This window comes from Microbispora sp. CA-135349 (genome assembly GCF_050947365.1).
In the GTDB taxonomy this organism is placed as follows: Bacteria; Actinomycetota; Actinomycetes; order Streptosporangiales; family Streptosporangiaceae; genus Microbispora.
This window is the reverse complement of sequence record NZ_CP192001.1, coordinates 5,092,294-5,115,557: the sequence shown is the minus strand read 5'-3', so window position 1 is coordinate 5,115,557 and position 23,264 is coordinate 5,092,294. Positions and strand designations below refer to the sequence as shown.

The following is a 23,264-nucleotide window of genomic DNA, read 5'->3' as shown; positions in this document are numbered from 1 at the left end:
CCGGCGGCGCGCCCGGTGAGTGCGGGGACGCGTCCTAGACTCCGGGCTGTGACGAGCGACGACCTGGAATCGATGAGTGTGCTCGGCGATCCGGTGCGGCGGGAGCTGTACCGGTTCGTGGCCGAGCGGGGGCGGGACGTGGGCCGCAACGAGGCGGCCGAAGCCGTCGGGATCCAGCGCACGCTCGCGGCCCACCACCTGGACAGGCTCGTCGAGGCGGGGTTGCTCGAAGCGGGCTTCCGGCGGCTGTCGGGCAAAGCCGGTCCCGGCGGCGGCCGCCCGGCGAAGGTCTACCGGCGGGTGCGCGAGGAGCGGACGGTCAGCCTGCCGCCGCGCGACTACCGCACGCTCGCGCTGGTGCTGGCGGAGGCCGTCGACCTGCTGGGCGGCGAGGAGAAGGCCGAGGAGGCCGCCCGCAGGACCGGAAAGCGTCTTGCCGGTGGGGCCGGCGACCTCATGGAGGTGCTGCGCGAGCGCGGTTACGAGCCGTACGAGGAGGAGGGGCGGGTTCGCCTGCGCAACTGCCCCTTTCACGTGCTGGCCGACAGCCATCCGCTGCTCGTGTGCTCGATGAACCTCGCGCTCTGCGAGGGGCTGCTGGCCGGTCTGGGCGAGACCGGGGTCGCCGCGGCACTCGATCCGAGGCCGGGGGAGTGCTGTGTGGCCTTCATGCCTTCTAAAACTAATGAAGATTGACATAGAATCGCGGCATGCATCTCGCCCAGCTCAACGTCGCCCATCTCAGGGAACCCCTCGACTCGCCCGCGCTGACCGATTTCCTCGCCGCCCTGGCGCCGGTCTACCAGGTGTCGGACGCCGCGCCCGGCTTCGTCTGGCGCATGAAGGAGGGTGATGAGCCCACGGACCTGATCCAGCACGACTACGGACCGATGCTGGTCGTGAACCTCTCGGTCTGGGAGTCCCGCGAGACGTTGTGGAACTTCGTCTACCGCAGCGCTCACCTGGAGGTGATGCGGCGCCGCCGGGAGTGGTTCCACCGGATCGCCGAGCCGTACACGGTGATGTGGTGGGTGCCCGAGGGCCACCTGCCGCCGCTCGACGAGGCCATGGACCGCCTGGCCCGCCTCCGGGCCCAGGGGCCGGGCCCGGAGGCGTTCACGTTCAGGGATTTCTACGACAGCAGCAACGCCGCGTGCCTCCCGGCGGCGGCGGAGGTCACGAAGTAGGCCAGGTCCTCCTCCAGACCGCGGCCCATGGTGGACAGCCGCACCGGGGACGCCGTGAGCGCCTCGTGCAGGCCGTCCACCGGCACGGTCACGATCTCGTGACGCGTGGCCAGGGCCGCGGCCTGCTCGCGAACGGTCGCCCCGAACGCGCCGGGCAGATCCGGCACGGCGACCTGGGCCGGGGCCAGCGCGACCCGGCCGTACGCCGTGAGCGAGTGGTGCGACACCCCGACGTGCCGCTCGCGGCGGTCGCCCTCGCTGACCCGCAGCGCGGCCACGGGCCGCCCGGCCAGCACGGCCGCGGCGTTCACGGCCTCGCCCGCCGCGACGCCGGAAAATCCCCAGCGCGTGCCGGTGCCGAGGTTGCCCGGTCCCTGAGTCACCACGGCGACGTCGGCCCCGAGCACGTGGCGGGCGGCCAGCAGGCCGGTGTGGAGCGTGACCGCCTCGACGTCCCCGCCGAAGGACTGGCCCGTCGTCACCACTCCGCACAGCCAGCCGCGCTCGCGCAGCGCCGCGCACGACATCGAGAACCAGGCCGGAAGCGCCCCGCCGTCCTGCATTACGTACGCCACCCTGATCCCCGGGGAGTCCGCGTACAGGCCGCACAGGATCGCGGGCAGCGCGGAGTGCAGGTCGGCGACCACCACCGGCATCCCGCCGACCGAGTCGGCGTCACGCAGCGCCTCGTGGTGCGGGGATTCCTGCTCGTCCGCGCCGAGCACGGTGGCCTGCAACGGGGTGTAGCGTGCCTTCACCAGGTGACCGGGACCGGAAGGATCTTGCGGTAAACGGTCCGGGACGGCCACCACCATGGCGTACCCTCCCGTACCGAGACCCATGGCGAGGGCGGTCGTGTTGAGCAGCACGGTGTCGCCCACCTCAGGGCGTCCCACCAGCGGGGGATAGGCGAGCGCCCGGCACTCGCCCTCGGCGACGGCGACGTCGAGCTCCACCGCCCCCGGCCACTCGCGCCGGACCCGCACCACCTCGCCCTTGCGCCATCTGATCACGCCGAAAAGGGTAGCGTTCTCGACTGGAAGGGAGGCCCGGATGTCGCGGCGGAAGACCGAGCGGCTGCTCAATCTGGTTATCTGCCTGCTCGCGACGCGGCGGCCGTTGAGCGCGGAACAGATCCGGCAGGCCGTCCCCGGGTACGACCCGGACAACGACGAGGCCTTCCAGCGCATGTTCGAGCGTGACAAGAACGAGCTGCGGGAGATCGGCATCCCCATCGAGGTCCACAAGGACCCCTGGGAGGACGACCCCGGCTACCGCATCGTGCGCGAGGCCTACGAACTGCCCGAGATCACCCTGGAGCCCGACGAGGCCGCCGTCATCGGCCTGGCCGCGCAGGTGTGGCAGCGGGCGAGCCTGGCCGAGGCGGCCAGCGGGGCGCTGCTGAAGCTGACCGCCGGCGGCGTGCACGCCGGCCTCGCGGAAAGCCCCCTGGAACTGCGGGTGGACACCCGCGATCCCGCGTTCCCCGCGCTGTGGGAGGCCGTACGGGACCGGCGCGTGGTCGCCTTCGACTACCGGTCGGCCGGCAGCGAGTCGGTGCTGCGGCGGACGGTCGAGCCGTGGGGGGTCGTCAGCAGGCGCGGGCGGTGGTATCTGGTCGGGCACGACCGCGACCGCGGCGCCGCCCGGGTCTTCCGGCTGAGCCGGATCACCGGGACGGTGTCCGGCCTGGGACGGCCGGGCGCCTTCACCGTGCCCGAGGAGCTGGACCTGCGGGCGATGGTGGGCTACCAGGAGCTGCCCGGCGAACGGGTCGCCCTGGTGCGGGTGCGCAAGGGCACCTGCCTGGGCCTGCGGCACGCCGCCCAGGCCGTACGACCCGGCGAGGGCGAGTGGGACGAGGCCGAGGTGACCTTCGCCGACCCCGAACGGCTGGCGGGATGGCTGGCCAGCCTCGGCCCCGACGCCGTCGTGCTGGACCCGCCGGACGCGCGCGAGGCCGTGATCCGCCGTCTGAAGGGGGCGTTGCAGTGAGCTCGGACCGGCTGCCGCGGCTGCTCGCGCTCGTGCCGTACCTCATGTCGCACCCGGGCGCGCAGGTGCCCGAGGTGGCGCGATTGTTCGGCCTGTCGGAAAAGCAGCTCATCGACGATCTCCAGCTCGTCTGGATGTGCGGCCTGCCCGGGCACACGCCCGGCGACCTGATCGACGTCTCGTGGGACGGCGGCGAGATCCTCATCGACAACGCCGAGGCGATCGCCCGGCCGCTCAAGCTCGGTGTGGACGAGGCGAGCGCGCTGCTCGTCGCGCTGCGCATGCTCGACGAGCTGCCCGAGTTCCAGGGCCGCGACGTGCTCGGGCGGGTCATCGCGAAGCTGGAGCAGGCGGCGGGCGAGGGCGCGGCCACGGTGAGCAGCCAGGTCCAGGTGGAGATCGGCGCGGCCCCGGACGCCCACGCCGTCATCACCGACGCCGCCCGCAGGGGCCGCAGGCTGTCGCTGCGCTACTACGTTCCGGGGCGCGACGAGATCACCCCCAGGGAGGTCGATCCGCTGCGGGTCGTGCTGGTGGACGGGCGGCACTACCTGGAGGGCTGGTGCTACCGCGCCGAGGCGATGCGGATGTTCCGCGTCGACCGGGTCCTGGACGTCGAGGTCCTCGACGTGCCCGTGGACCCGCCGGCCGGGGCCGAGCCGATGGACGTCGCCCGGGGCGTGTTCCGGCCGTCGGACAGCGACGAGCTGGTGGAGCTGGAGCTGACCCCGGCGGGCCGCTGGGTCGCGGAGTACTACCCGTGCGAGGAGGTCGCCGAGCTGGGCGAGGGCCGCCTGCGCGTCGCGCTGCGGATCCGCGACCAGTCCTGGCTGGTACGGCTCGCGCTCCGGCTCGGCGACAGCGGCAGGGTGCTGGCGCCGGCGTCTCTCGCCGAGCGGGTGACGGCCGTCGCCAAGCAGGCGCTGGCCAACTACGAGACGGTGTGACGCCCCGATGGACATGACGTGGATCTTCGCTCTCGTCGGCGTGGCCGTGGCCGGGCTCGCGGTCCTCGCGTGGCCGGCCGCCCGGGTGCTCGCCGCGGCGCGGGACCTGCAGGCCGAGGTCGAGCGGGCCAGAGGACGGCTCAGGCTGCCCGAATAGAGGAACTTTGCCCCAAATTGATGCGATTTTGAAGCTCTCAGACAGGTGAACTTTGGCGTGAGGTGCGCGTACGATCGGGGGGTAGTACTCACGGCCCTCGCGGTAAGGACACGACATGCCCAACCTCGGACCCATGGAATGGATCCTGATCCTCCTGGTTCTGATCCTTCTCTTCGGCGCCAAGAAGCTCCCGGACACCGCGAGAGCGCTGGGGCAGTCGCTGCGCATGTTCAAGAAGGAAACCAGCAAGATGAGCGAGGAGGACGAGGCGCGGCAGACGGTCAAGGCCGAGCCCGTCGCTCCGCCGGCGGCGCAGATCCCGCCGGCCACCCCGTCCGTCGAGGAGCGGCTGCGTGCGCTGGAGGAGGAGAACCGGAAGCTGCGGGAGAGCCAGCAGCCGGTGAGCTCGCAGAACGAGCAGCGCTCCAACTAGGCGCCGCACCCCCACTGACTTCAGGACGAGCTAGATGGCCCTGCTGAAACGGTCGACCCCCGCCACGGCGGACGACGGGCGGATGACGCTCATGGAGCACATCCGCGAGCTGCGCAACCGGCTGATCAAGGCCATTTTGGCGGTGGTCGTCGGGACCGCCGTCGGGTTCATCTACTTCGAGCCCATCTGGAACTTCCTCAAGCAGCCGTACTGCCGGCTGCCGCAGGCGCACCAGATCAACAAGGATCAGTGCACGCTCGTCGTGAACGGAGTCTTCGACTCCTTCTTCGTGAACCTCAAGGTCGCCGTCATTTTCGGCGTGGTGGTCTCGGCCGTGTTCTGGATCTACCAGCTCTGGGCGTTCGTGACCCCGGGCCTGTACCAGAACGAGCGCCGCTACACCATGGCGTTCCTCGGGCTTTCGGTCCCGCTGTTCACCGCGGGCTCGGCCCTCGCCTACGTCACGATGGACAAGGGCCTGTCCCTGCTGCTCGGCTTCGCGCCCGAGGGCACGCTGACGCTGGTGAGCATCAACGAGTACCTCAGCTTCGCGCTCGCGATGCTGATCATCTTCGGTGTCTCCTTCCTGATGCCGTTGCTGCTCGTGTTCCTCAACGTCATCGGGGTGCTCCGGTTCAAGACGGTGTCCAAGCACACCCGCATGGTCGTGTTCCTGATGTTCGTCTTCGCGGCCGTCGCGACGCCGAGCCAGGACCCCATCACCATGCTGGCCCTGGCGCTTCCCATGGTCGCTCTGTTCTTTGTCGCGGAGGCGTTCATGTACTTCCACGACAAGAAGCGCGACGAAGCCGACGCGGCGCACGCGAAGGCCATCGAGGAGGAGCTCGACGGGCCGTCCGCCGCGGAGGGCACGGCGGACTCGCTCGACGCGAGGGACTGACCGAATCTCCCTCTGGTGTCGCCTCATGGGCGGCGGTAGGTTCCGCATGTGGCCGATGAGATCGTCGTCCTGGTGAACCCCGCCGCCCGCGGCGGCCGCACGCTGCGCCTGCTCGACCCGGTGCTCCGGCGGCTGCGGGCGGGCGGCCGTCCGGTTTCCGTGATCGTCGGGACCTCGGCGGCGGACGCCCTCGGCCGGGCCCGGGAGGCGGTCGCCGCCGGCCCCGCCGCGCTGGTCGCCTACGGCGGCGACGGCCTGGTGCACCTCGCCGTGCAGGCCGTGGCGGGAACGGCCGTGCCGCTCGGGATCGTGCCGGCCGGGACCGGCAACGACTTCGCCGGCGCCCTCGGCATCCCGCGCGCAGACCTCCTCGCCGCCGCGGACGTCGTCGCCGGCGGGGCGTCGCGGGTCGTGGACGCCGGCAGGATCGGGGCGGGCGGGGACAGGAAAGACGAATGGTTCGCCGGAGTCCTCGCCTGCGGGTTCGACTCCCGCGTCAACGAGCGGGCCAACGGCATGACCCGGCCGCCCGGAATGGGGAAGTATCTGGTCGCGCTCGTACGCGAGCTGAGCTCCTTCGCGCCGATCCCGTTCCGGATCACCCTCGACGGGGAGGCGGTGGAGCGCGAGGCGATGCTGGTGGCCGTGGCCAACACCCGGTCGTACGGCGCGGGGATGCGCATATGCCCGGACGCCCGGCCCGACGACGGCCTGTTCGACGTGCTCGTGCTCGGGGCGATGCCCATGGGCGAGTTCCTGCGCACGTTCCCCCGTGTCTACCGGGGCGGACACACCCGTCACCCGGCCGTGACCCTGCGGCGGGCCCGGCGGGTGGTGATCGAGGCCCCGGACGTGATCGCCTACGCCGACGGCGAGCGGGTCGGCCCGGTCCCGCTGACCTGCGCCGTCGAGCCGGGAGCGCTGCGGGTTCTGACGCCCTGATCTACGACGTAAAGGCGGTCGCGCTAAAGGATCACCGATGACGGACGCCCGGAATCCCGTTATCGGTAGGGTTGACGGTATGAGTACGCCAGCGGAACGCTATGCCGCCTTCCGTGAGGGGCAGTCCGGGACAGGACCCGCTCTCGCCTCGTTCCGCGAGCTTTACGACTTCGAGCTCGACGAGTTCCAGATCGACGCCTGTCAGGCGCTGGAAGCCGGGGACGGCGTGCTGGTGGCCGCGCCGACCGGGTCGGGCAAGACCGTGGTGGGGGAGTTCGCCGTCCACCTGGCCCTGCAGCAGGGCCGTAAGTGCTTCTACACCACGCCGATCAAGGCCTTGTCCAACCAGAAGTACAACGACCTGGTCAGGCGGTACGGCGCGGGCAAGGTCGGCCTCCTGACCGGCGACAACAGCGTCAACGGCGAGGCCCCGATCGTGGTCATGACCACCGAGGTCCTGCGCAACATGCTGTACGCCGGCTCGAACACGCTGACCGGCCTCGCGTACGTGGTGATGGACGAGGTCCACTACCTGGCCGACCGGTTCCGCGGCGCGGTCTGGGAAGAGGTCATCATCCACCTGCCGGAGTCGGTGCGGGTGGTGGCCCTCTCGGCCACGGTCAGCAACGCCGAGGAGTTCGGCGAGTGGCTGGGCGAGGTGCGCGGCGACACCACGGTCATCGTGGACGAGCACCGGCCGGTCCCGCTGTGGCAGCACATGCTGGTCGGCAACAGGATGTACGACCTGTTCGTCGACGAGGGCGACGACACCCTGCGGGTCAACCCGTCCCTCATGCGGATCGCCCGCGACGAGATGCGGCTGGCCCAGGCCCGGGGCAGGCGCGGCTACTCGCGGCCGGGCCGGGGCACGACGCCGAGCCGGTCGGACGTCATCGAGAAGCTCGACGCCGAGGGGCTGCTGCCCGCGATCACCTTCATCTTCTCCAGGAACGGCTGCGACGCCGCCGTCATGCAGTGCCTCTACTCGGGGCTGCGCCTCACCACCGAGGCCGAGAGCCACGAGATCCGCCAGATCGTGGACGAGCGGACCGCGCACCTGCCGGACGAGGACCTCGCGGTGCTCGGCTACCTCGAATGGCGCGACTGCCTCGAGCGCGGCCTGGCCGCCCACCACGCGGGCATGCTGCCGGCGTTCAAGGAGGTCGTGGAGGAGCTGTTCACCAAGGGCCTGGTGAAGGCGGTCTTCGCGACCGAGACGCTGGCGCTCGGCATCAACATGCCGGCCAGGTCCGTGGTGATCGAGAAGCTCGACAAGTGGAACGGCGAGACCCACGCCGACCTGACCCCGGGGGAGTACACCCAGCTCACCGGCCGGGCGGGGCGGCGCGGCATCGACGTCGAGGGCCACGCGGTGGTGGTCTGGCAGCCGGGGATGGATCCCCTGTCCGTCGCCGGTCTCGCCGGCACCCGCACCTATCCGCTGCGCTCCAGCTTCAAGCCGTCGTACAACATGGCGGTCAATCTCGTCGGGCAGGTCGGCAGGGAGCGGGCGCGGACCCTGCTGGAGGACTCCTTCGCCCAGTTCCAGGCCGACCGCGCCGTGGTCGGCCTGGCCCGCCAGCTGCGCAAGGCCGAGCAGGCCCTGGAGGGCTACGCCGAGGCCATGACGTGCCACCTCGGCGACTTCGAGGAGTACGCGGCGATGCGCAGGCGGCTGTCGGACCGCGAGGCCGAGCTGTCGCGCCAGCGGGGGGCGGCCCGACGCGCCCAGGCCGTGCAGTCCCTGGAGGTGCTCAAGCCCGGCGACGTCATCCGGGTGCCGGGCGGGCGTCGTGCCGGCATCGCGGTCGTGCTCGACCCGGGCGTGAACGGCCGGGGGCACGAGGGGCCCGCGCCGCTGGTGCTGACCATCGGTAAGCAGGTCAAGCGCCTGTCGGCGGCCGACTTCCCGGTGCCGGTCGAGCCGGTCGACACGATCAGGATTCCGAAGGGCTTCAACCCGCGCTCGCCGAAGGAACGGGCCAACCTCGTCTCGACCGTGCACGCGAAGCTGGGCGACCGCGACCTCGGCAAGCCGCCGCGGGCGCGCGACCACGCCGCGGAGGACGAGGAGATCACGCGCCTGCGGCGGGAGCTGCGCCAGCACCCCTGCCACGGCTGCGACGAGCGCGAGGACCACGCTCGCTGGGCCGAGCGTTACCACAAGCTGCTGCGGGAGACCGAGGGGCTGCGCCGCCGGGTCGAGGGGCGCTCCCACGTCATCGCCAGGACCTTCGACCGCGTCTGCGGGGTGCTCGACCAGCTCGGCTACCTGAACGGCGAGACGGTCACGGAACAGGGCCGCAGGCTGGCCTCGCTTTACACCGAGCTGGACCTGCTCACGGCCGAGTGCCTGCGCGCCGGTGTGTGGAACCGCCTCGACCCCGCCGAGCTGGCCGCGTGCGTGTCGTCGCTGGTGTACGAGTCGCGGCAGGCCGACGACGTCCGCAGCCCCAAGATCCCGGCCGGCGCCACGCGTGACGCGCTCGCGGAGATGGTGCGCCTGTGGGGCGAGCTGGAGGGCATCGAGGAGGACCACGGCCTGTCGTTCGTCCGCGAGCCCGACGTGGGCTTCGCCTGGGCGGCCTTCCGCTGGGCCAAGGGCCACAGCCTCGACGCCGTGCTGACCGACTGTGATCTCGCGGCGGGCGACTTCGTCCGCTGGGTCAAGCAGCTGCTCGACCTGCTCGGCCAGCTCAGGGACGCCGCACCGAAGGGGAGCAAGGTCGCCGAGAACGCCGCCAAGGCCGTCGACGCCATGCGCCGCGGGGTCGTCGCCTACTCCTCCGTCAGCTGAGATCCGGGAAGCGTGACCAGGCATCGCCGCCGCCCACGCGGCGGACATGACGGTCATCGACGTGTGGCCGCTCACCCGCCGGTAGCGGCTTGGGCGCCTGAGTCCGCCGCAGGGCCGCCGTGGCGGCCGGTCAGGCAGCGGTGAAGCGGACCTCGCGGGTCTGGGGGTCGGCGCGCGTGAGCCGTACGGGGATGCGTTCGCCGAGCGGCAGGCGGTCGCCGTCGCAGCGGGCGATCACGGCGGGCTCGGTGACCTGCACCTGCCCGCCCGGCTTGCCGTCGGCGACGTCGACGACCACCGCGTCGAAGACCTCGCCGATCCGGGGCCGCAGCACGGCCGCCTCGACCAGGTCCACGCAGGCCCGCTCCACCGCGCCCGCCCGCCTGCCGCCCGAGGCCATCTGCTCCGGCAGTTCGGGCAGCGCCCGCCTGACCTCCTCGGGGACCTGCTCGTCCGCGGACACGGCCAGGCAGACCTCGGTGCCGTACCGGTCGACCAGCCGCCGCAGCGGCGCGGTGACGTGCGCGTACGGCGCGGCCATGGCGGCGTGCAGCGCCTGGCCGGGAGCGGCACCGTCGAAGGCGACGTAGGCCGCGCCGCGCAGCAGCACCGTGGACTCGTGCAGGAAGGCGGCATGGCCGGGGATCTTGGGGTCGAGCCCGTGCACGACCTCGGCGTAGGACGCGCCGCCGGGCCAGGGCACCCCGAGCGCGGCGGCGACCCTGCGGACCTTGCCGACGTCCTCCGGGCCCGCTTCGGGGAGGACCCGCAGCACGCCCACGCCCGCCTCCAGCATCATCCGGGCCGCCGCCATCCCCGTGAGCAGGGAGATCTGTGCGTTCCAGGCCTCGCAGGGGTGGTCCGTGCGGAACTCCACCCGATAGCCGCCGTTCCCGTCGGGGACCACCTGCTGCTCCGGGGCCGGCAGCGACAGCCCGCCCCTGGCCCGCTCCCGCTCCAGCCGCAGCGGCCCCACCTCGGCGAGCAGCGCGATCGTCCCCTCCGCCCGGCCGGTGTCCACGGCCGCCTGGACGGTCTCGTAGTCGAGCCGCTCGCGGCTGCGCACCAGGGCCCTGCGCAGTTCCACCGCCTCGATCTCGCCGTCGGCAGCGAGATCGAGCCGCCACAGCGCCGCGGGGCGGGTCCGCCCGGGCAGCAGGCTGGCCGCGCCCTCCGACAGGACCGGCGGGTGCAGCGGCACCCGGCCGTCGGCCATGTAGACGGTCTCGGCGCGGATCCTCGCCTCGCCGTCGATCGCCCCGCCGGGCCGGACGAACGCCGCGACGTCGGCGATGGCGTACCAGACGCGGTAACCCGGCCCGCGCCGCTCGATGCACAGCGCCTGGTCGAGGTCCATCGAGCCGGGCGGGTCGATGGTCACCAGCGGGAGATCCGTCCGGTCCTCCGTGGGCAGCGCGGGGGCGGCCGCCGCGCGCTCCGCCTCCTCCTGCACAGGGGCGGGGAAGCCGTCCGGCAGGTCGAAGTCCTTGCGGATGCGGGCGAACCCGTCGCGGAGCCCGTCCGCGGTGTCCCGGAGGCGGATCGTCGTGTACGGCACGCGATCAACTTACCCGAGTCAGGATTTTTCGGACGTCCACCGGGATCTCCCTCTTGTCTAGGATCGGCTCTCCCGGCGTGCGCGAAGCAGGAAGGGGCCGGGGCGGAGGATGGGTGACATGACGATGGACCGCGCCAGGCTGGCGGACTTCCTCCGCCGTTCCCGCGAGCGTCTGCGGCCGCAGGAGGCAGGCCTGCCCGCAGGACCGCGGCGCCGCACGCCCGGCCTGCGCCGTGAGGAGCTGGCCCAGCTGGCCGGGGTGTCGGCCGACTACGTGATGCGGATCGAGCAGGCGCGCGGCTCCCAGCCGTCGGTCCAGTTGCTGAGCGCCCTCGCCCGGGCGCTGCGGTTGACCGAGGACGAGCGCGATCACCTCTACCTGCTGGCGGGCCACCGCCCGCCGGCGGGGACGCGAGCCGGAGACCACGTCAGGCCCGCCCTGCTCTATCTCCTCGACCGGCTGGGCGACACGCCGGCCCAGCTGCTCACCGACCTCGGCGACCTGCTCGCCCAGAACGCCCTGGCCGAGGCGCTGTTCGGGTGCGTGTGCACCGTCGAGGAACCGGACCGGAACATCGTGTGGCGCTGGTTCACCGACCCGTCCGTGCGCGAGCCGTACCCCGCCGAGGAACACGACCGCCTCAGCCGCATGCACGTCGCGGACCTGCGTGCCGCCGCGACAGGCCGCGGCTACGATCGGCCCTCGAGCGCCCTGATCGACCGGCTCGGGGCGGCGAGTGAGGAGTTCGCCGCCATCTGGGAGCGGCACGAGGTCGCGGTGCGCCGCGCCAGCCGGATGCGTGTCGCGCACCCGTCTGTCGGGCCTATCGAGTTCGACTACGAGACGCTGCAGACGCAGGCCGCGGACCAGCGTCTGCGTCTCTTCACGCCGCCGCCGGGATCCAGGAGCGCCGAGGCTCTCGAACTCCTCCGTGCCGTCGGCCCGCAGACCGCCCACCGCAGTCACCGCTGAGGACCTCCCGCACGGGGGAGGCCCGCGCTCAGGACAGCGCGGCGAGCAGGCGGTTCAGCGGGCTGTCGAGGCCGTACTTCTCCGACAGCGCGACCAGCCGCTCGGGGTCGCGCGGCGCGGCGGGCAGGGTGATGTCGACGTCCGGGACCGGGACGTCGCGGGCCACCCGGACCACGGCGGGGGCGACCTCCAGGTAGTCGCGGGCGGCGGCGAGCTTGTTGCGCGCGCCCGCGGGGAAGCCGTCGGCGCCGCCCCCGTCCACCGCACCGTCCAGCGCGGCCAGCAACGCGGCCAGGGACCCGAAGCGCGTGATGAGGGCCGCCGCCGTCTTGTCCCCGATGCCGGCGACGCCGGGCAGGCCGTCGCTCGGGTCGCCGCGCAGCGTCGCGAAGTCGGCGTACGCCCGGCCCGGAATGCCGTACTTCTCCCGGACAAACGCCTCGTCGATGACCTGAAGGTTACGAATGCCTCGTACTGTGTAAAGCGCCCGGCAGGGCTTCTCGTCGTCGACGAGCTGGAACAGGTCGCGGTCGCCCGTGACGATGTCCACGGCCGTGGCCGAGGCGGTCGCGTAGGTGCCGATCACGTCGTCGGCCTCGTACCCGGCGACGCCGACGCGGGCGATGCCGAGCGCGTCCAGGACCTCCTCGATGACCGGGACCTGCGGGGCCAGCGTGTCCGGCACCTCCTCCTCCTCGTCGCCGCTCGCCACCCGGTGCGCCTTGTAGGACGGGATCGCGGCCACCCGGAACGCCGGCCGCCAGTCGGCGTCCATGCAGGCCACCAGCTGGGCGGGCTGGTGCTGCCGGACCAGGGTGGCGATCATGTCGAGAAGGCCGCGCACCGCGTTGACCGGCATGCCGTCCGGCGAGGTCACCGACTCCGGGATCCCGTAGAAGGCGCGGAAGTACAGCGACGGGGTGTCGAGAAGCATCTGCACCCTGCCATTGTCATGCCTGTCAGGGGTGCCGCGGACCCTCTCCGGTGACCGCGACGGCCAGCAGGCACGTGTCGTCCTCGGGGTTGGGGCCGCCGATCGCCTCCAGCAGGCGGTCGAGGCCCGTGTCGAGGTCCGCGCCGCGCTCGCCGAGGCCGGTCGACACGGCCGCCTCCACGATGAGGGACACCCCCGCGCCGATGTCGCGGGAGCGGCGCTCGACCAGGCCGTCGGTGAACATCAGCAGCAGGTCGCCGGGCTCGAGCCGGACGTCGGCCACTCCGTACGGCAGGCCCGGCATCGCCCCGAGCACGACCCCCCGGGGCGCCCCGAGCTGGCGCGCGCCCCCGCGACGCACCAGGATCGGGGCGGGGTGGCCCGCCTGTGCCCACGTGAAAAGGCGGGTCACCGGGTCGAAGTGGCCGCATACGGCGGTCGCCGTGGTGTCGTCCAGCCGGGTGAGGACCAGAGAGTTCAGCCAGGTCAGCAGCATGCCGGGGGATGCCCCGGTCATGCTCAGGCCGAGCAGCGCGTGCCGCAGCTGCGCCATCTCGGCGATCGCGGGCAGGCCGTGCCCCGACACGTCGCCCACCGCGAGGAACATGCGCCCGTCGGGCAGCGGAGCCGCGTCGTACCAGTCGCCCCCGAGGCTCGACGCCCGGCCCGCAGGGACGTACCGGACCGCGATCCTGGCGTGGGGCAGCTCGATCGACGCGCCGGGTTCGGGAAGGATCGCCTCCCGCAACGCCAATGCGACGCGGCGCTCCTCGGCCGCCCGCTCGCGGCGCCCCGTCCACCGCCGTCCGCCGATGTTCTGCACAGTGAGGGTGCCGACGGGGGCGGCGCCGGGGGTCACGTCCGGGTCGCGGTCGTCCGCGGGGGGAAGGGCGGGCCTTGTGCCGCCCACTACGCCGGCCATCTGTCTCGCTCTCGATGCCGCTCTTGCATTGCCGTTCGGACGTTCTGTGATCGCCCTGACGCGGAGCGTAGCAGTCCTGCATCACTGGGGGGTCGGTTTTCTTCCTTCGCGTGGAATAAGCCAAAGCCCCACGAGGCTCGCCCGCGTGGCGCGTGTGGTAGAAGCCCTGCGTGTCTCGCCGGCGCCGCCGCTCGTTACATTAGGTCGCGTGACGACGATGTCCCCGGAGCCTTCCGACCTGTACCCGACGACCCGTCCCGCCGCCGTACGCGAGGCCATCGGCCGCGCCGGCCTCGACGCGCTGCTGCTGACGCCGGGCCCGGACCTGCGCTACGTGACCGGCTACGACGCCCTGCCTCTGGAACGCCTCACCTGTCTCGTCGTGCCGGCGTCCGGCGAGCCGTTCCTGATGGTGCCGCGCCTGGAACTGCCGGCGGCCGAGCACTCGCCCGCCTCCCGGCTCGGCATCGAGTTCGTCGCGTGGGACGAGACCGACGACCCGTTCGCCGAGGTGGCCCGCCGTCTGGGCCCGGTCGCCCGGGTCGGGCTCGCCGACCGGATGTGGGCGCTGCAGTCGCTGCGGTTCCGCGCGGTCATGCCCGGAGCCGAGCAGGTGCTGGCCGGGAGCGTCCTGCGCGAGCTGCGGATGCGCAAGTCGCCGGCCGAGGCCGCGGCGCTCGCGGAGGCGGGAGCGGCCATCGACGCGGTGCACAGTCTGGTGCCCCGGTTGCTCAAGGCCGGTCGTACCGAGCGCGAGGTCGGCAAGGACATCGCGGAGGCGATCCTCGACGCGGGGCACGCCCGGGTCGACTTCGTGATCGTCGGGTCCGGACCGAACGGCGCCAGCCCGCACGCCGAGCTGACCGACCGGGTGATCCGGCCCGGCGAGCCCGTCGTCGTGGACATCGGCGGCGTCATGCCGAGCGGCTACTGCTCGGACTCCACCCGGACGTACTGCGTGGGCGAGCCGCCGGCGGAGTTCACGGCCTACTACGAGGTGCTCAAGCGCGCCCAGGAGGCCGCCTGCGCCCACGTCAGGCCCGGTGTGAGCTGCGAGTCGGTGGACGCCGCCGCCCGCGAAGTGATCGCGGAGGCGGGGTACGGCGAGTACTTCGTCCACCGGACCGGACACGGCATCGGCCTGGAGACGCACGAGGAGCCGTACATCGTCGCGGGCAACACCGAGGAGATGGCGCCCGGGTTCGCCTTCTCCGTCGAGCCGGGCATCTACCTGCCCGGACGGCACGGCGCCCGGATCGAGGACATCGTCGTGTGCGGCGAGACCGCCGGAGAGCGGATGAACAACACCACCAGGGACCTGGTCGTGATCGGCTGATCCTCGCGACCGTGCTCTCCGCGGCCCTGGCAGAGTGATGATCACAACTGCCGTATCGGAGGACGTATGACGCACGAGGGCATGGGCGGAGACATCGGCGAGGGCATGGACGATCCCCGCGCCCAGGCCGAGGGCGAGGTCAGCATGGCGCGCCTGGCCCTGGCGGACGGGGAGACCGGGCACGCCGCCGCGCACGTCGCGGCGGCGCTGGCCTGCGATCCCGCCCTGCCCGAGGCCCACGAGACGCTGGCGCGGCTGCTGGCCGGGCCGGGCGGCGGGCCGGACCTGTTTCCCCTGGAGGAGCCGGTCTTCCTCGGCACCGCGCTGGCCCGCGCCCACGCACTGGCCGCGCGAGGCGAGCACGTGCCCGCGCTGCGCCTGCTGATCTCGGTGCAGCGGCACGAGCCGGGCGGACGCTGGGCCCACGTGCCGTGGGTGCTCGACCCCGAGCTGCCCGGGCGGATCCCGCCCGGCGAACTGGGCTCACTCGTCTCGCTGCTGGCCTCCGGGCTGCCCGGCACGGTGCCGGAGGACGGCCGCGAGGCGCTGCTGCCGTACGTCGCCCTGGTGCGGGGCGCGCTGCGCGCGCACCCGGACGTCGCGGCGCTGCTCTGGCCGGCCTCGCTCCTCCTGCGCCGGGTGGGGGACGCCGAGGAGGCGGTGGAGCTGGCCGCCCGCTCCTACGCGCTGGCGCCGTCCTTCCAGGCCGCCCTGGCCGAGGGATACGCGTACCGCGACCTGCGCCGGTGGCCCGAGGCCGAGCGGGCCATGGTGCGGGCGCTCGAGCACGACCCCGCGAACCTCGCGTTGTACACCGACATCGGCGAGATGCTGCACGACAGCGGCCGCCCGGAGGAGGGCCTGGAGTGGGTGGAGCGCGCGCTGCGGCGCGAGCCCCGGCACGCGAACGCCTATCCGACGGCCTGCGGAATGCGTTTCGAACGGGACGGGGACGTCCGGCACCTGGTGGAGCTGGCCGATCACCTGCGCGACGACCCCGGCAACGAGCACGGTGACGCGGTCCTCGGCGAGCACTGCGCGCTGCGTCTCTGGCTGGGACGCGTCCCCGGCCCGACGGAGTCGGTGATCGACGTGCTCTACCAGCTGGTGGAGCAGGAGGAGGTCCCGGCCGGCGGCGAGCTCACCGTCTCCGCCCCCGAACCGCCGAGCGCGCTGCTCGCCTTCTCCCTGGTCGTGCCCGGCTTCGAGGTGACCATCGACGGCGCGCCGGAGCCCGACGCGCGGCTGACCGTGCCGGAGGTGTACGGCCACGGCCCGGTGCGGAGCGTGGCACGCCGGGTGTGGCGCTACGAGGGCATGACGGCCGTGGCCGCCGTTCCGCCGCCGTCTCGCGAGGCGCTGGAGGCCGTCGCCGCCGTCGCGACGCTGCGCTGGCCGCACCTGCCGGCCGCCTACGACCACGCCGTACGCCTGTCGGGCCTGTCCCTCGGTGACCTGCTCGGCGTGCTCGTCCACCCGCCGCTGTCGCCGTACGGCGAGCCCGCGGCCGTGCCGCTGTGGATCAGGCAGGTCCAGGCGTGGGCCTGCCTCGGCATCGCCCACCACCGGGCCGGCCAGGCGTGGGCGGAGTCCGAGCGCAGGAGCGTGCTGGCCGACCTGGCGTACGGGCCGGAGGACTGGGTGACCGAGGCCGCCCTGCTGGGGATGATCGCCACTGCCTGGATGGACCCGGACGCCCGCGACGACGTGGCCGGACTGGTGGCCTGGCGCTACCTGGCCGCCGTGGAGGCGTCGAAGACGAGGCCCGTGACGATCCTCGGCTCACTCGCCGCCCTCGTGTCGGCGACTCCCGGCATGCACCCAGACGTACGGGCGCTGGCCGCGGAGGCGTGATCGCGGAATTGTCGCCGGGGTCTGGTAGGACGGACCCGCCGGTTCCCCCAGCCAAGGACATTCCATGATCCCGTACGACACCTACTTCGGCTACCAGCACCGCTACGAGGACAGCTACGCCGGGCTGCCGATCGTCGAAATCGCTCCGGAGGAGCAGGAGATCGCCGACCCGGCTTCGGTGGCGGTGCGGATCAGCTCGGGCTGGGACGACTACGAGATCGAGGAGGCGTTCGACGCGCTGCTGGCGCGTGTCGACACGGCCAAGGTCCCGGCACTGGTGATCGGGGGCTGGGGGAACTGCTACGAGACTTCGTCGGAGCAGATCGTCGGCCTGCTCGCGGACAACGCCGCCTGGTTTCCCGGGCTCCGTTCGCTCTTCGTCGGCGCGATCAGCTCCGACGAGGCGGAGATCTCCTGGATCCAGCAGTCGGACGTGACTTCGCTGCTGGAGGCGTTCCCGCGGCTGGAGCGGCTGGAGGTGCGTGGCGGCACTGGACTGGGGCTCCGTCCTGTGCGGCACGAGTCGCTGCGCATGCTGCGGTTCGAGACCGGCGGGCTGCCCGCGAAGGTCGTGCGTGCGATCGGAGCGTGCGACCTGCCCGCCCTGGAGCACCTGGACCTGTGGCTCGGGATCCAGGAATACGGCGGAGACGCCACGGTCGCCGACCTGGCGCCGATCCTGTCCGGGGATCGGCTGCCGACGTTGCGCCACCTCGGCCTGCAGGACAGCGAGATCCAGGACGAGATCGCGGCGGCCGTGGCCTCCGCGCCGGTCGTCGCCCGGCTGGAGTCCCTCGCCCTGTCGATGGGCATGCTCACCGACGCCGGAGCCGAGGCCCTGCTCGGCGGGCAGCCGCTGACCCACCTGAACAGGCTCGACCTGCACCACCACTTCCTCACCGACGCGATGGTCGCCCGGGTGACCGAGGCGCTGCCGGGCGTCGAGGTCGACCTGTCGGAACAGGAGAAGGCCAGGGACCATGGGGACGGGGACGTCTGGCGCTACGTGGCGGTAGGCGAGTGACGCCCCATCTGGCCGTCGTCGGGGTGCCCGGCGACCGGCGGGTCACGATGTTCCGCGACGCCGTCGTCGCCCGGGGGCTGCCGGAACCGCTGGTGGTCCCGTGGCGTGACGTGCTGACCGGCGGCGAGATCGGCCTGCCGCCGGGGACGCTCGTGCGGATCGACTCGCCGGGCGAGGACGCCGAGATCGACGCGCTGCTGCGCGGAACGGGGGACCCAACCCGGGTCGGCGGGGGCGCGGCCTGGTACGCCGCCTTCACGGCGGGGCTGCGGAGGATCGCCGCACTCCCCGGTGTCCGCCTGCTGGGGGACGCCGAGGAGATCGCGGTGATGTTCGACAAACGCCGCTGTCACGCCCGGCTGTCCGCGGCCGGGGTGCCGGTGCCGCCCGCCTTCGCGGCCGGCTCGTACGGCGAGCTGCGCGAGCGGATGGCGGAGCGGGGCTGGGCCCGCGTGTTCGTCAAGCCCGCCCACGGCTCGTCGGCCTCCGGGGTGGTCGCCTTCCAGGCCCACGCGGGCCGGGTCAAGGCGGTCACCTCGGCGGCGTGGATCGGCGGCACGCTGTGCAACTCGCTGCGGGTCCGCACCTATGAGGACGAGGCCGACGTGAAGGCGCTGGTCGAGACGCTCGCCCCCGACGGGCTGCATGTGGAGCGGTGGTTTCCGAAGGCGTCGGCGGGCGGCAGGACGTTCGACCTGCGCGTCGTGACCGTGGCCGGGATCCCGGCCCACGCGGTGATGCGCACGAGCACGACGCCGATCACCAACCTGCATCTCGGCGGCCTGCGGGGCGACCTCGGCGTGGTCAGGGCCCGGCCCGGCCTGTGGGAGCGGGTGCTCGACGTGGCCGCCCGGACCGCCGCGTGCTTCCCGGGAAGCCTGACCGCCGGCGTCGACCTCATGGTCGGGGCCGACCGGCGGTCGGTGGCCGTGGCGGAGGTCAACGCGTTCGGCGACCTCCTGCCCGGCCTGGGCGACCTGGCGGGCAACGGCAGGGACACCTACGCCGAGCAGGTGGAGGCGATCCTGGACCGGCCGTGGACATGAACGAGGTCGTGGGGACCCACGACATCCTCCTGGTCACGCTCGACACGCTCCGCTACGACGTCGCGGCCGAGCTGGCCGACGCCGGGCGGCTGCCCCACCTGCTGCCCGGCGGCCGGAGGTGGGAGCGGCGGCACAGCCCCGGCAGCTTCACCTACGCCGCGCACGCCGCGATCTTCGCGGGGTTCCTGCCCACGCCGGTCACACCGGGGCCGCACCCGCGCCCGTTCGCCGCGACCTTCCCCGGCAGCGAGACGACCGGGGCGGGCACCTGGGTGTTCGACGCGCCCGACCTGCCCACCGGGCTCGCCCGCGCCGGCTACCACACGGTGTGCATCGGCGGAGTGGGGTTCTTCAACAAGCTGACTCCGCTGGGCTCGGCGCTGCCCGGGCTGTTCGCGGAGAGCCACTGGGAGCCGGAGTTCGGGGTGACCGGCCCTCATTCGCTGGAACGGCAGATCGACCGCGCAGAGGAGGTGCTGGCCCGGCGGGACCGGCCGGTCTTCCTGTTCGTCAACGTGTCGGCGCTGCACCAGCCCAACCACTTCTACCTGCCCGGCGCCACCGGGGACGGCCCGGACACCCATGCCGCCGCGCTCGAATACGTCGACCGGCACATCGGCAGGCTGTACGCGCTGATGCGCCGGCCCTGCCTCGTCATCGTCTGCTCCGACCACGGCACGGCGTACGGCGAGGACGGGCACGTCGGGCACCGCGTCGGCCACGAGGTCGTCTGGACGGTGCCCTACGCCGAGTTCATCCTGGCAAATCCCGATGGGGAGCACGATTGACGCCTTACGAGGGCTACGTCTACGCCTACCCGCACAAGACCGCCTACCGGCCGCTCGATCCGCGCCCGGCCCTGAGCGAGGTCTGGGCGGGGGAACGGGCGGGCGCGCTGTACGTCCACATCCCGTTCTGCGAGATGCGGTGCGGGTTCTGCAACCTGTTCACCCGCACCGGCGCTCCGGAGGGCCTCATCGGCGCCTACCTGGACGCCCTGGAACGGCAGGCGCGAGCCGTGCGGGCCGCCCTGGACGAGCCGCGCTTCACGACGGCCGCCTTCGGCGGCGGCACGCCCACCTATCTGGACGCCCGGGAGCTGACCCGCCTGTTCGACCTCACCGAGCAGGCGATGGGCGTCGACCTGCGGGAGATCCCGCTGTCGGTGGAGACCTCCCCGGCCACCGCCACGCCCGACCGGCTGGCCGTGCTGGCCGAGCGGGGCGCGAGCCGGATCTCGATCGGCGTGCAGAGCTTCGTGGACGCCGAGGCCCGCGCGGCCGTACGGCCGCAGAAGCGCGCGGAGGTGGACGCCGCGCTCGACGCGATCCGCGCGTCGGGCAGCGCGGCCCTCAACATCGACCTGATCTACGGCATCGACGGGCAGACGCCGGACTCCTGGCACTACTCGCTGGACGCCGCGCTGACGTGGAAGCCGGAGGAGCTGTACCTCTACCCGCTGTACGTCCGGCCGCTCACCGGGCTCGGAAAGCAGGGCCGTGCCTGGGACGACCAGCGGATGGAGCTGTACCGCCAGGGCCGCGACCACCTGCTCGACGCGGGGTACGAACAGGTGTCCATGCGGATGTTCCGGCTGCCCGGCCCGGACGCCGCCACGGACTACTGCTGCCAGACCGACGGCATGGCCGGCCTCGGCTGCGGAGCCAGGTCCTACACGAGCACGCTGCACCACTCCTTCGAGTACGCGGTCGGGGCCCGGCACGTGCGGGCGATCATCGACGACTACGTGCGGCGCGACGACTTCGGCGTGGCCAACGTGGGGTTCGCGCTGGACGAGGAGGAGCGCAGGAGACGGCACCTCATCCAGTCGCTGCTGCGGACCGAGGGACTGTCGCGGGACCTCTACCGGTCCAGGTTCGGCACCGACGTGCTCGACGACTTCCCCCTGCTCGACCGGTTCCCGGGCTGGCTGACGGCGGACGCGTCCGCCGTGCGCCCGACCCCCGACGGGCTCGCCCACTCCGACGCCATCGGCCCCGCGCTGTTCTCGCCGCGGGTGAGGGCGCTCATGGAGGGATACGCCGCGTGCTGACCATCCTCTATCGGGGACCGCTGGCGAGCTGCGACTACGACTGCGGCTACTGCCCGTTCGCCAAGCGCAGGGACACCCCGCAGCAGCTGCGCGCCGACCGGGCCGCCCTGGAGCGGTTCACGGCGTGGGTGGCGGCCCAGGACGCCGAGATCTCGGTGCTGTTCACCCCGTGGGGTGAGGGGCTGGTGCGGTCCTGGTACCGCGAGGCGCTGGTGCGGCTGTCCTGGCTGGACAACGTGCGGCGGGTGGCGATCCAGACGAACCTGAGCTGCCGCACCGGCTGGCTGGCGGAGGCGTCGGACCGGGCGGCGCTGTGGGTGACCTACCACCCCACGCAGGTGCCCTACGAGCGGTTCCTGCCCAAGGTCCGCTCGCTGCCCGTACGGCACAGCGTCGGGATCGTCGGCGATCCCGCGCATCTGGCCGACGCCCGCAGGCTCCGGGCGGACCTGCCGCCCGAGACCTACCTGTGGGTCAACGCGCAGGAGGGCCGGGTCTACAGCGACGCCGAGGCCGCGGACTGGACGGCCGTCGACCCGTTGTTCGGCCACAGCAGGCACGCGCACCGCAGCCTGGGCCTGCCGTGCCGCACCGGGGACAGCGTGATCTCGGTGGACGGCGACGGGACGGTCAGGCGCTGCCACTTCGTGCCGGAGGTGCTGGGCAACCTCTACGACGGCTCGTACCGGCCCGCCCTGCGGCCCCGCGCGTGCCCGCTGCCCGTCTGCGACTGCCACATCGGGTACGTCCACCTGGAGCCACTCGGCCTCTACGACGTCTTCCTCGGCGGGGTCCTGGAACGCATCCCGGCCGCGTGGGGTCAGGTCTCCCGCTCGGGGTGGTAGTCCTCCTCACGCACGCCGAAGGTCCACGCCACCCCCTGGCGTGCCCTGGTCACCCACGGCGGGACCCGCAGGAAGTAGGTGCGCCGGGTGCCGTCCGGCTCGGGCGTCGAGTTGACCACCTCGACCATCACCACCGGCTCGTCGCCCGGCAGGTCGATCCGCCACAGGACGCCGGTCTCGTCCGAGTGCCGCGGCCGGGCGCCCGACTCGGCGAGGTAGCGGTCGAGGCCGAAGTGCTCCAGCATGACCCGGCGCAGCTCGGCGTTCTCCTCCGCGCGGATGCGCTCGGGGGTGAGCGCGGCCATGGTCGCGCCGAACCCCGCGGGGACCGGCATCCCGTGCCAGGCGTTCAGCGTGAAGCCGTCGGCGTACGACAGGGCCGGGCCTTCGGCCCTGTGCAGCCGCCCCGCGTCGTCCAGGTGCAGCTCCACCGGACGGTCGGTGACGATCGCGACCCGCTCGTACGGCCACCACCAGCCCGCGTGCCGCGCGACCCGCTTCAGCCCCTCCATGCACTCGAAGGCCGACAGCCAGGGCGCGTCGTGCTGGCCGAGCACCGCGTCGAGCGTCGCCTGGCGCAGCACGTCTCCGCCGAGGTCGCCGATGGCCCTGCGGATCTCGGTGACCAGCCGGTCGACGCGCGGCCACAGCAGCCCGCCCGTCTCCTCCCACAACCGGGCCCAGCCGGCGGGCCCGGCCTCGGCGCTCGCCTCAGCCCTGGCGCTCTCCCAGGGCACGGTGCGGACCTCGTACCGCACCGAGACCCCGGGGTCGATGCCGTCGAGGGCCCGCAGCCGCCCGAAGCCGACCTCCTCCATCGCCGCCCGGACCTCGTCGGTGCCGAGCAGCCACACCGCCGCGATCGCCCCGGCGGCGGGGGAGGCCAGCCGTACGATCACCTCCGGCTCGCGCAGGCCCGCCTCGCGGTAGGCCAGCCGCACCCCCGCCTGCGCCTCGTCGTGGTCTCCCACACCGGTCCCGAAGGCCACCTGCTCCCAGGCCAGGGTCTCCATCAGCCGGCCCATCAGTCGGCCACCGTCCGGAACGAGCCGGGCACGTACTCCCGCTGGCGGATCACCCGGAACCAGCCCTTCGGCAGCGGGATCGGGTCGTGCTCCTCGTGGACGAGGCGTCCTCCCGAGGGCAGGTGCAGGAACCCCGGATACAGCGTTCCCGGGCCCGGGATCGCGTGGCAGTGCCCGGTCGCCTCGCCCTCCGCCAGCACCAGCCTCCCGCGCGGGTCGCGCGGCACCGGCCGCAGCCCGCGCGGCACCGACTCCTCCGTCACGGGCACGATCAACACGTCTCCCTGTCGATACATCAGTCGACCTCCGGTCTCGGCGATGGTCGCAAGCTAGCC

23 protein-coding genes are annotated in these 23,264 nt (G+C 72.9%); 17 read left to right on the top strand and 6 right to left on the bottom strand.

Annotation, left to right across the window (positions count from 1 at the left end; genetic code table 11):
• Positions 1-48: 48 nt before the first annotated feature.
• The gene (locus tag ACQPZZ_RS23640) at positions 49-696 is read left to right on the top strand and encodes a helix-turn-helix transcriptional regulator (RefSeq protein ID WP_432922071.1); all 648 of its coding nucleotides are present in this window, start codon (positions 49-51) and stop codon (positions 694-696) included.
• 14 nt (positions 697-710) lie between these two features.
• Entirely contained in the window at positions 711-1,187 is a 477-nt protein-coding gene (locus ACQPZZ_RS23635; RefSeq protein ID WP_432922068.1) for a DUF3291 domain-containing protein, read from the top strand.
• On the opposite strand, the gene ACQPZZ_RS23630 is transcribed toward ACQPZZ_RS23635, so the two are convergent.
• Positions 1,133-2,200, bottom strand: a complete 1,068-nt coding sequence (locus ACQPZZ_RS23630; RefSeq protein WP_432922065.1) for a DUF3866 family protein — start codon at positions 2,198-2,200, stop codon at positions 1,133-1,135. The genes ACQPZZ_RS23635 and ACQPZZ_RS23630 overlap by 55 nt on opposite strands.
• Positions 2,201-2,240: 40 nt before the next feature.
• On the opposite strand from ACQPZZ_RS23630, the gene ACQPZZ_RS23625 reads away from it, so the two are divergent.
• The 7 genes from ACQPZZ_RS23625 (at position 2,241) to ACQPZZ_RS23595 (ending at position 9,359) form a co-directional block, all read left to right on the top strand.
• Positions 2,241-3,182: a helix-turn-helix transcriptional regulator gene (locus ACQPZZ_RS23625; RefSeq protein ID WP_363641373.1), complete on the top strand. Its 942-nt coding sequence runs from the start codon at positions 2,241-2,243 to the stop codon at positions 3,180-3,182.
• Complete coding sequence (locus ACQPZZ_RS23620) at positions 3,179-4,129, top strand: helix-turn-helix transcriptional regulator (protein ID WP_432922062.1); 951 nt, start codon at positions 3,179-3,181, stop codon at positions 4,127-4,129. Before ACQPZZ_RS23625 ends, ACQPZZ_RS23620 begins: the two co-directional genes overlap by 4 nt.
• A 7-nt stretch (positions 4,130-4,136) precedes the next feature.
• Positions 4,137-4,286 carry a hypothetical protein gene (locus ACQPZZ_RS23615; RefSeq protein WP_432922059.1) on the top strand — a complete coding sequence of 50 codons (150 nt, stop codon included), beginning with the start codon at positions 4,137-4,139 and terminating at the stop codon, positions 4,284-4,286.
• 115 nt (positions 4,287-4,401) lie between these two features.
• Positions 4,402-4,719 carry a Sec-independent protein translocase subunit TatA gene (gene tatA, locus ACQPZZ_RS23610; protein WP_432922056.1) on the top strand — a complete coding sequence of 106 codons (318 nt, stop codon included), beginning with the start codon at positions 4,402-4,404 and terminating at the stop codon, positions 4,717-4,719.
• A gap of 34 nt (positions 4,720-4,753) precedes the next feature.
• The gene (gene tatC / locus ACQPZZ_RS23605; protein WP_432922053.1) at positions 4,754-5,620 is read left to right on the top strand and encodes a twin-arginine translocase subunit TatC; all 867 of its coding nucleotides are present in this window, start codon (positions 4,754-4,756) and stop codon (positions 5,618-5,620) included.
• A 48-nt stretch (positions 5,621-5,668) separates the two neighbouring features.
• Entirely contained in the window at positions 5,669-6,562 is an 894-nt protein-coding gene (locus ACQPZZ_RS23600; protein WP_432922050.1) for a diacylglycerol/lipid kinase family protein, read from the top strand.
• A 79-nt stretch (positions 6,563-6,641) separates the two neighbouring features.
• The gene (locus tag ACQPZZ_RS23595; RefSeq protein WP_432922047.1) at positions 6,642-9,359 is read left to right on the top strand and encodes a DEAD/DEAH box helicase; all 2,718 of its coding nucleotides are present in this window, start codon (positions 6,642-6,644) and stop codon (positions 9,357-9,359) included.
• Between the two features lie 130 nt (positions 9,360-9,489).
• On the opposite strand, the gene ACQPZZ_RS23590 is transcribed toward ACQPZZ_RS23595, so the two are convergent.
• Entirely contained in the window at positions 9,490-10,917 is a 1,428-nt protein-coding gene (locus ACQPZZ_RS23590; protein ID WP_432922044.1) for an RNB domain-containing ribonuclease, read from the bottom strand.
• A gap of 118 nt (positions 10,918-11,035) precedes the next feature.
• Between ACQPZZ_RS23590 and ACQPZZ_RS23585 the strand changes: the two genes are divergently transcribed.
• On the top strand, positions 11,036-11,890 hold the full coding sequence (locus ACQPZZ_RS23585) for a helix-turn-helix transcriptional regulator (protein ID WP_432922041.1): 855 nt from the start codon (positions 11,036-11,038) through the stop codon (positions 11,888-11,890).
• A gap of 28 nt (positions 11,891-11,918) precedes the next feature.
• On the opposite strand, the gene ACQPZZ_RS23580 is transcribed toward ACQPZZ_RS23585, so the two are convergent.
• Both ACQPZZ_RS23580 and ACQPZZ_RS23575 read right to left on the bottom strand, forming a co-directional pair.
• Entirely contained in the window at positions 11,919-12,824 is a 906-nt protein-coding gene (locus tag ACQPZZ_RS23580; RefSeq protein ID WP_432934502.1) for a 5'-3' exonuclease, read from the bottom strand.
• Positions 12,825-12,849: 25 nt separating this feature from the next.
• The gene (locus ACQPZZ_RS23575; protein ID WP_432922039.1) at positions 12,850-13,746 is read right to left on the bottom strand and encodes a PP2C family protein-serine/threonine phosphatase; all 897 of its coding nucleotides are present in this window, start codon (positions 13,744-13,746) and stop codon (positions 12,850-12,852) included.
• Between the two features lie 217 nt (positions 13,747-13,963).
• Between ACQPZZ_RS23575 and ACQPZZ_RS23570 the strand changes: the two genes are divergently transcribed.
• From ACQPZZ_RS23570 to ACQPZZ_RS23540, 7 genes are all read left to right on the top strand, one after another.
• A complete protein-coding gene (locus ACQPZZ_RS23570; RefSeq protein ID WP_432934500.1) occupies positions 13,964-15,082 on the top strand; it encodes a M24 family metallopeptidase in 1,119 nt (372 codons plus the stop codon).
• 66 nt (positions 15,083-15,148) lie between these two features.
• Positions 15,149-16,936 (top strand): tetratricopeptide repeat protein, encoded by a 1,788-nt coding sequence (locus ACQPZZ_RS23565; RefSeq protein WP_432922036.1) that lies wholly within the window; start codon positions 15,149-15,151, stop codon positions 16,934-16,936.
• A 64-nt stretch (positions 16,937-17,000) separates the two neighbouring features.
• Entirely contained in the window at positions 17,001-17,960 is a 960-nt protein-coding gene (locus ACQPZZ_RS23560) for an STM4015 family protein (RefSeq protein ID WP_432922033.1), read from the top strand.
• Positions 17,957-19,006 (top strand): STM4014 family protein, encoded by a 1,050-nt coding sequence (locus ACQPZZ_RS23555; RefSeq protein WP_432922031.1) that lies wholly within the window; start codon positions 17,957-17,959, stop codon positions 19,004-19,006. The genes ACQPZZ_RS23560 and ACQPZZ_RS23555 overlap by 4 nt, the downstream gene beginning before the upstream one ends.
• Positions 19,003-19,794: an STM4013/SEN3800 family hydrolase gene (locus ACQPZZ_RS23550; protein WP_432934498.1), complete on the top strand. Its 792-nt coding sequence runs from the start codon at positions 19,003-19,005 to the stop codon at positions 19,792-19,794. Before ACQPZZ_RS23555 ends, ACQPZZ_RS23550 begins: the two co-directional genes overlap by 4 nt.
• Positions 19,791-21,059: an STM4012 family radical SAM protein gene (locus tag ACQPZZ_RS23545; RefSeq protein ID WP_432922029.1), complete on the top strand. Its 1,269-nt coding sequence runs from the start codon at positions 19,791-19,793 to the stop codon at positions 21,057-21,059. Before ACQPZZ_RS23550 ends, ACQPZZ_RS23545 begins: the two co-directional genes overlap by 4 nt.
• Positions 21,053-21,904: an STM4011 family radical SAM protein gene (locus ACQPZZ_RS23540; protein ID WP_432922028.1), complete on the top strand. Its 852-nt coding sequence runs from the start codon at positions 21,053-21,055 to the stop codon at positions 21,902-21,904. The genes ACQPZZ_RS23545 and ACQPZZ_RS23540 overlap by 7 nt, the downstream gene beginning before the upstream one ends.
• Here ACQPZZ_RS23540 and ACQPZZ_RS23535 read toward each other — a convergent pair.
• Both ACQPZZ_RS23535 and ACQPZZ_RS23530 read right to left on the bottom strand, forming a co-directional pair.
• Positions 21,880-22,929, bottom strand: a complete 1,050-nt coding sequence (locus ACQPZZ_RS23535; protein ID WP_432922026.1) for a DUF6745 domain-containing protein — start codon at positions 22,927-22,929, stop codon at positions 21,880-21,882. The genes ACQPZZ_RS23540 and ACQPZZ_RS23535 overlap by 25 nt on opposite strands.
• The gene (locus tag ACQPZZ_RS23530; protein ID WP_432922024.1) at positions 22,929-23,225 is read right to left on the bottom strand and encodes a hypothetical protein; all 297 of its coding nucleotides are present in this window, start codon (positions 23,223-23,225) and stop codon (positions 22,929-22,931) included. The genes ACQPZZ_RS23535 and ACQPZZ_RS23530 overlap by 1 nt, the downstream gene beginning before the upstream one ends.
• Positions 23,226-23,264: the final 39 nt, after the last annotated feature.

Coding starts and splice junctions, on each gene's coding strand:
- ACQPZZ_RS23635 (WP_432922068.1), top strand. CDS start 711: ATGCATCTCGCCCAGCTCAACGTCGCCCATCTCAGGGAACCCCTCGAC.
- ACQPZZ_RS23625 (WP_363641373.1), top strand. CDS start 2,241: ATGTCGCGGCGGAAGACCGAGCGGCTGCTCAATCTGGTTATCTGCCTG.
- ACQPZZ_RS23615 (WP_432922059.1), top strand. CDS start 4,137: ATGGACATGACGTGGATCTTCGCTCTCGTCGGCGTGGCCGTGGCCGGG.
- tatA (WP_432922056.1), top strand. CDS start 4,402: ATGCCCAACCTCGGACCCATGGAATGGATCCTGATCCTCCTGGTTCTG.
- tatC (WP_432922053.1), top strand. CDS start 4,754: ATGGCCCTGCTGAAACGGTCGACCCCCGCCACGGCGGACGACGGGCGG.
- ACQPZZ_RS23595 (WP_432922047.1), top strand. CDS start 6,642: ATGAGTACGCCAGCGGAACGCTATGCCGCCTTCCGTGAGGGGCAGTCC.
- ACQPZZ_RS23585 (WP_432922041.1), top strand. CDS start 11,036: ATGACGATGGACCGCGCCAGGCTGGCGGACTTCCTCCGCCGTTCCCGC.
- ACQPZZ_RS23580 (WP_432934502.1), bottom strand. CDS start 12,824: ATGCTTCTCGACACCCCGTCGCTGTACTTCCGCGCCTTCTACGGGATC.
- ACQPZZ_RS23575 (WP_432922039.1), bottom strand. CDS start 13,746: ATGGCCGGCGTAGTGGGCGGCACAAGGCCCGCCCTTCCCCCCGCGGAC.
- ACQPZZ_RS23570 (WP_432934500.1), top strand. CDS start 13,964: ATGTCCCCGGAGCCTTCCGACCTGTACCCGACGACCCGTCCCGCCGCC.
- ACQPZZ_RS23565 (WP_432922036.1), top strand. CDS start 15,149: ATGACGCACGAGGGCATGGGCGGAGACATCGGCGAGGGCATGGACGAT.
- ACQPZZ_RS23560 (WP_432922033.1), top strand. CDS start 17,001: ATGATCCCGTACGACACCTACTTCGGCTACCAGCACCGCTACGAGGAC.
- ACQPZZ_RS23550 (WP_432934498.1), top strand. CDS start 19,003: ATGAACGAGGTCGTGGGGACCCACGACATCCTCCTGGTCACGCTCGAC.
- ACQPZZ_RS23535 (WP_432922026.1), bottom strand. CDS start 22,929: ATGGGCCGGCTGATGGAGACCCTGGCCTGGGAGCAGGTGGCCTTCGGG.
- ACQPZZ_RS23530 (WP_432922024.1), bottom strand. CDS start 23,225: ATGTATCGACAGGGAGACGTGTTGATCGTGCCCGTGACGGAGGAGTCG.